The organism is Anabaena sp. AL93 (assembly GCF_001672085.1).
In the GTDB taxonomy this organism is placed as follows: domain Bacteria; phylum Cyanobacteriota; class Cyanobacteriia; order Cyanobacteriales; family Nostocaceae; genus Dolichospermum; species Dolichospermum heterosporum.
The window spans coordinates 49621-56426 of the sequence record NZ_LJOU01000025.1 but is presented as its reverse complement, the minus strand read 5'-3'; the positions used below and the strand labels follow the sequence as shown (position 1 = coordinate 56426).

The 6806-nt window shown below is 40.4% G+C and carries 5 protein-coding genes; all 5 read right to left on the bottom strand.

Features of this window, described 5'->3' with window-relative positions:
- Positions 1–389 precede the first annotated feature (389 nt).
- The 5 genes from AN486_RS08785 to AN486_RS08765 all read right to left on the bottom strand — a co-directional run bounded on the left by AN486_RS08785 (position 390) and on the right by AN486_RS08765 (position 6745).
- Positions 390–1058 (bottom strand): dienelactone hydrolase family protein, encoded by a 669-nt coding sequence (locus AN486_RS08785; protein ID WP_053539991.1) that lies wholly within the window; start codon positions 1056–1058, stop codon positions 390–392.
- Between the two features lie 152 nt (positions 1059–1210).
- Entirely contained in the window at positions 1211–1864 is a 654-nt protein-coding gene (locus tag AN486_RS08780) for a phosphoribosyltransferase (protein WP_053539992.1), read from the bottom strand.
- 16 nt (positions 1865–1880) lie between these two features.
- Positions 1881–2819, bottom strand: a complete 939-nt coding sequence (locus tag AN486_RS08775; protein WP_027404129.1) for a ribose-phosphate pyrophosphokinase — start codon at positions 2817–2819, stop codon at positions 1881–1883.
- A 10-nt stretch (positions 2820–2829) separates the two neighbouring features.
- Positions 2830–3582, bottom strand: coding sequence for a photosystem reaction center subunit H (locus AN486_RS08770; RefSeq protein WP_290600201.1), 753 nt, complete (start codon positions 3580–3582; stop codon positions 2830–2832).
- Between the two features lie 562 nt (positions 3583–4144).
- Positions 4145–6745 carry a tetratricopeptide repeat protein gene (locus AN486_RS08765; RefSeq protein WP_290600199.1) on the bottom strand — a complete coding sequence of 867 codons (2601 nt, stop codon included), beginning with the start codon at positions 6743–6745 and terminating at the stop codon, positions 4145–4147.
- Positions 6746–6806 lie beyond the last annotated feature (61 nt).

Sequence of the window (6806 nt, the reverse complement as noted above, 5' to 3'; positions counted from 1 at the left end):
ACTCTTGCCTCTTGCCTCTTGCCTTTTGCCTTGCCATAACGACAATTTTCAACGCTCACCTACTTAGACTGGGAATTCATTCCCAGGCGGGCTATGGGTTTTACGTTAATGCTATTAGGGACTTCCAAGAAATAAATTATCCTGATTAACGAACCACAGAGGCGCAGAGGACACAGAGGAATAAGGGTTTGAGAGATTTTTGCGTTAGGTGGTTGAGTATTTTTTTATTTGGAAGTCCCTTAGACTGGGAATTCATTCCCAGGCGGGCTATGGGTTTTACGTTAAGTTGACACCAATGAAGCTCTTGCTTTACCCCTACGTTTAGAATCAAACAATCAAGCCGTTTTGAGTATAGTATAGCAACTTACGTTAATAGAGGATTTAATCTTTTACCTGAGGTAGTGCGTAAACCATTCACTCGCCAGTTGTGCTACTGCTGCTAATTTACCTGGTTCTTCAAATAAATGGGTGGCTCTAGGAATAATCTCCAGCCGTTTTACTGAGTGCAACTGTGCCAGTGCATCCTCATTCATTGCTATGACGGGCGTATCGTAACCGCCAACAATGAGCAGTGTTGGTGCTTTGACATGAGATAATGCTGAACCCGCTAAATCAGGTCGTCCACCACGGGAAACAATAGCTTGTACTGCCTCTGGACATTCTGCGGCAGCAACCAGGGCTGCACCTGCTCCTGTACTAGCACCAAAGTAACCTACTTTGAGGTTACAAGTATCTGGGTTCTGTTGTAACCAATCCGTAGCCCCAACTAACCGCGATGCTAACAACCCAATATCAAAGCGTAAGTGTCTGGTTCGCAAATCAATTTCTTCTTCTTCAGCAGTGAGCAAATCAATTAATAAAGTTGCTAGTCCCGCCTGTTGTAAGACTCCGGCAACATAGCGATTACGAGGGCTGTGCCGGCTGCTACCACTGCCATGAGCAAACAATACTACACCCATAGCACCATTTGGAATCATCAAATTCCCCTCTAAGTTAACCTTACCTGCTGTCACTGACACCAGATGTTCTTGGGGGTGCTGTGTTAATGTTCTATCCATCACCTCAACCTCCATTTACGAATTATTAGCTACTAAGTAGGTGAACACAATAAAACCAAACTGTGTAAAGAAATGTAAAATCGCCCAAACCCTCTTCACTCTTGCCTCTTGCCTCTTGCCTTTTGCCTTGCCATAACGACAATTTTCAACGCTCACCTACTTAGTAATTTTTGCCTTGTCAACAGTTCACATACCTCTGTGTCGGTTGTTTGCTGAAAATCTTCGTACCAAATACCGATGGCACACAAATCTTCTGGCATCATTACGCACACAACCTGATCTACTTCTGCTTGCAGTTCTTCACAGGTAGATGCTGCTGCAACTGGAACTGCAACCACCAGTTTACCGGGCTGTTGCTTTTTCAATGTAGCGATCGCTGCTCGGATAGTAGCACCCGTAGCAATGCCATCATCAACTAGAATAATAGTATGATTTTTGACTTTCAGTAGGGGGCGATTACCCCGATAGGTATGGCTACGGCGGTCTAATTCCCGCATTTCGATAGCTGCTACTTGATTAATAGTTTCTGGGGAAATCCGCAACCAATCAACGACATTCTCATTAATTACACGCACCCCTCCGGTGGCGATCGCACCCATGGCAAGTTCTTTGTGTCCAGGTACACCGAGTTTCCGCACCAAGCAGACATCTAATGGGGCATCAAGTTCCTTTGCTACCTCATAAGCCACAGGCACACCGCCACGGGGAAGCCCCAATACTAAAACATCTGCACGATTGGCATACTCTGTTAACTGGGCAGCTAACAGTTTACCGGCTTGCGTCCGATTACGAAATCTTTGCAACATATTTTATACCTCTTTATTAAAATAAATCACTAATGGAGTCCGGAGATTTGATCGTAAATCGTTGAATAGCATTAGCAATTAAAGGCGCAACTGAGACAATTTTTAATTGCTGCCAGTCGGTTTCTTTTGGTGTTACGGTGTCTGTGACAAAAACAGCCTTGATGCTGGGGTGACTTAATTTCGCCCGTGCATCCTGGACAAATAGCCCGTGAGTAGCAGCAATAATTATTTCTGGACGGGCTTGGGCTGTGAGTAGTGCTTCAATACTCCTAGCAAGCGTGCCGCCTGTGGAAATCATGTCATCAATTATTAAACAGGAACAATCTTTTACATCCCCGACAACACGAGTTACTGCTGTTTCCGTGCCACTTTTGCGGTGTTTGTGTAGCACCACTACCTCACTATTCAGCCATTGAGCATACTGGGTTGCCATTTGGACGCGCCCCGTGTCTGGCGATACAACTACAAAGTTAGGGGGCAAATGATGGCGGATAGCTTCACAAAAAATGGGTACAGCCGTCAGACTATCTACAGGAATCCGAAAGAAACCTTCAATTTGTGGGGTGTGTAAATCCAGTGTGACAACATGATTAACCCCGACAGCTTGTAATACTTCAGCTACCATACTGGAAGTAATTGGCTCTCGTCGTCCTTGGCGTTTATCTGCACGGGCATAGCCAAAGTAAGGGATAATTGCCGTAATTTGAGCGGCAGCAGCCCGCCGACAAGCATCTGTAAAAGCTAAAAGTTCTACTAGATGGTCATTGACAGGTGGGGCTGTGGACTGAAGGATAAAAACAGCCTTTTGGCGTACCGACTCCAGGAGTTGTACATTTACCTCACCATCTGGAAAGCGTTCGACTACAGATTTACCTAAGGGGATATTGAGTTTTTGAGCAACTGCGGCGGCTAAATCAGGGTTAGCTGTGCCTGCAAAAAGGATAAAATTGTCCATAATCACGACGTTATTTGGTGATTTGCCGCCAAGCAGCATCTAAAGCCGATTTTGTGCGCTCAGTCCCACGGGAAATACTCTGTTGCAAACTATGCCATTGTTCTTGCAAAAACTCCGTAGCCTCTTCTAAGGCGTGATGTGGATGATCAGTAGAAGCTGCCACTTCGTCGCTAACTTCTTTAATTTTGACGCGGACAACTTCGGGTTTATCGTTGGGGGAAATGAGATGATGTAGGCGATCGCCTATAATATGTACAAGATGTTGTACTTGTTGAGATTTCTCACTAAGGAAACCCTGCAATCCTTCTGATTCTCCTTGAAGTTGGTCTTGAACACCTTCGCGGATAATTAGTTTATTGGTGCTAATTTCCTCGATATCTTCGGGATACAGAACTGCACGTCCACCAAAAGGAACTGCAATTTCTCCAGCCACAATATAAGCGGCGATTTCTCCAGTTTGCCAATCAAATAAAAAATCTTCCACCCAACCTTGAGTTTCACCCAGCGCAGATTCAACCGTAATTTGATGCAAGCGGTGAAGATTGTCTGGAATGTCTGGCACTGGATGATAATAAATTGACACCGCACCCATACCTATTCCAGCAATTCCCTGTACTGGTAAATAAGCTTCCTCACCCGAAAAATAGGCAATACGCCCGGAATCATCCAGCCAGACTTCTTCTAACTCAGCAAAACGAGCAGATGTCGAGCTATCTATGGCTATTGAACCGATAATTTGACTACGACGCACAACATTGAGCATATTTCCCCTCCCATACTCCCTATTTCTGAGGAGTTTGATTAATACAACACAGCGGCTGATCTTTTGCCACCTTGTTGTTTGGAACTTGAACTCTACTTTGAGGGTAGCAAGAAAATCGGAGAAATTGTTCCATCAATTTGTAGAAAAAATGTAGAAGGAATTAATCCCAGGAGAACAAACTTAGTTATTAAGCAATAAGTAGTGAGACAGAATTAATTACACAATGTCATTGCGTTAGCGTAGCGTGGCGTTAGCCATATGGAACGAAGTGAAATGAAGCAATCGCAACGGTTGTGATTGCTTCTCTTCGCTCGCAATGACTGTAAATATTTTTGTCCAATTACTTAACATTCCTTAATTACAAAAAAAGGGAACAGGGGACAGATAAGAAACAAAAGTTACTGAGTTCAAAGCTCAGTCAAGAAAAAGATGTGAAATATTCGCATATTACAAAATGAAGTGCGGAATATGGGAAATTTAACTGTTAAATAAAAATTTATCTTTGTAATGCAATACAATAAAACTGTATAGTGATACTTTATTAAAGTTGAGTAAGCTGTTGTTAATGTCGGAACAAACGCCAGGAAAAGATAATAATACGTTTAATTAATAGCTGTACACGATGCAATAGTAAGGTTAACACAACTGATAGGTTATTCAACAAACGTATATAAAAGGGAAGAGGTATGAGTTGCTGTTGTAAAATTTGCAAATTGTTCCGAACGGTTATTGTAGTGGGGTGATTAGTTTCTAGCACTCGTTCAGACATAGCTAAAGCTTCAAGGTAGAGAGGTTCTGCTTCACTGTATCTTCCTTGGCTATTGTAAAAAAATGCTAAATTGTTTAAGCTAGTAGCAACATAAGGATGGTCGCCTGTAAATAGCCGCTTTATCATTTCTAAAGCTTCAAGGAAGAGAGGTTCTGCTTCACTGTATCTTCCTTGGTTATGGTAAAGATTTGCTAAATTGTTTAAGCTAGAAGCAACATCAGGATGATCGCCTGTAAATAGCCGCTTTGTCATTTCTAAAGCATCAAGATAGAGAGGTTCAGCTTCACTGTATTTTCCTTGATTACAGTAAAAATTTGCTAAATTGTTTAAGCTAGAAGCAACATCAGGATGATCGCCTGTAAATAGCCGCTTTGTCATTTCTAAAGCATCAAGATAGAGAGGTTCTGCTTCACTGTATTTTCCTTGATTACAGTAAAAATTTGCTAAATTGTTTAAGCTATTAGCAACATCAGGATGATCGCCTGTAAATAGCCGCTTTCTCATTTCTAAAGCATCAAGGTAGAGAGGTTCTGCTTCACTGTATTTTCCTTGGTTATGGTAAAAAAGTGCTAAATTGTTGAAGCTAGTAGCAACATAAGGATGATCCTCTGTAAATAGCCGCTTTGTCATTTCTAAACCATTAAGGTAGAGAGGTTCAGCTTCACTGTATTTTCCTTGGCTATAGTAAAGACTTGCTAAATTGTTCAAGCTAGTTGCAACATCAGGATGGTCGCCTGTAAATAGCCGCTTTGTCATTTCTAAACCATTAAGGTAGAGAGGTTCAGCTTCACTGTATTTTCCTTGGCTATAGTAAAGACTTGCTAAATTGTTTAAGCTAGTAGCAACATAAGGATGATCCCCTGTAAATAGCCGCTTTGTCATTTCTAAACCATCAAGGTAGAGAGGTTCAGCTTCACTGTATTTTCCTTGATTACGGTAAAGACCTGCTAAATTGTTTAAGCTAGTAGCAACATAAGGATGATCCCCTGTAAATAGCCGCTTTGTCATTTCTAAACCATCAAGGTAGAGAGGTTCAGCTTCACTGTATTTTCCTTGATTACGGTAAAGACCTGCTAAATTGTTTAAGCTAGTAGCAACATAAGGATGATCATTTGTAAATACAATTTGACAAACTTTTACTAATTGCTGATACCAAAATTCTGCTACTTGATATAATCCTTGTCCTTGATAAAATCTTCCTAACCCTTCAAATACCCAACAGATTTCATCAGCAACCATAGATACTGGTAAATTATTCTCTGCTACTGTTTCTTGGTTAATTTCATCTATTAACCGTTTTCCTAAATCTTCCCAATGAACAACAACTAACTGGAAAATTTCAATATCTTGAGAAGTGGGTGATTGAGGAAGTCCTTTAGCAAAGGCTATCATAGGAGTAATAAAAGTTCTTTCGAGAATTGGCTGCTTTTCTCCAACTTCTGCTAACTGTTCTTGCAAAAACAACCGCACTAAATTATGAATTGTATAAGCTTCTGGTGATTCTTGTCCTGTTTGTAAAAAGTTAACTTGATAAAGTCTTTTTTTAGAGGTAGTTAATTCTTCTTCTGTCCAAATTAGTTGTTTTTCCTCATTCTTTACTTCAAACTCAATCACCCAAACTACCAAATCCCAAAGAATAAACTGAGGAGAAAATAAACTTAAAAATGCTCCCAGATATTGAGTTTGAGTATCCAGTGTTTCCCAAGTTAAATTAAAAGCGGCTTTAATTCCTAATTGATTTTTATTGATAGTTTCTCTCTTTTGTAAAGCTGTTTCCGCTAACTTACGTTTTTGCAATCGTTCTAACATTTGAGCTAGAGAAAGTCCCAAATCTTTTGTTAAATAACTTCCGACTAAAATTATCCCCAAAGGTAAATTTCCCAAAAACTCACATATTTCTGTAGCGGTTTCTAGTTCATCGTCAAATCGCTGATGATTTTTTCCCAATTGCTTTTGTAAAAGTTTTAATGCTGCTTCTTGTGATAGAACCTCTAAAGGTAGTTCTTGAATATAATTAGGGTCTAAATGTTGTTGTCGAGTAGTTATCAAAACCCGAAAGCGTTTTTCTTTGGGAACAACTTCTCGTAACTGTGTTAAATCAGTTAAATCATCAACGACAATTAAAACAGGTTTTTGTGTTTTTGGATATTGTAACCAACACCAATCTACCTGTTGTTTGAGAGTTAGCGGCTTTTCTCCCTGAGTTTGGGGAATTTCTAGACCGAATTTTAATGTAAAAAGTTCAAATACTTCTGCTGCGAGAATACGTTGTCTAGCATTAAACCAAATTATGCCATCATAATGATCTTGATATTGTCTAGCGTATTGAGTAACTAATTCAGTTTTACCCAAACCACCCATTCCGGTTATTGCTACATAATTTCCCCATAGCAAATCTTCATGGATAGTTGTCAGTTCTGTTTCTCGTCCAACAAAATGAACAGAACCAGGATAG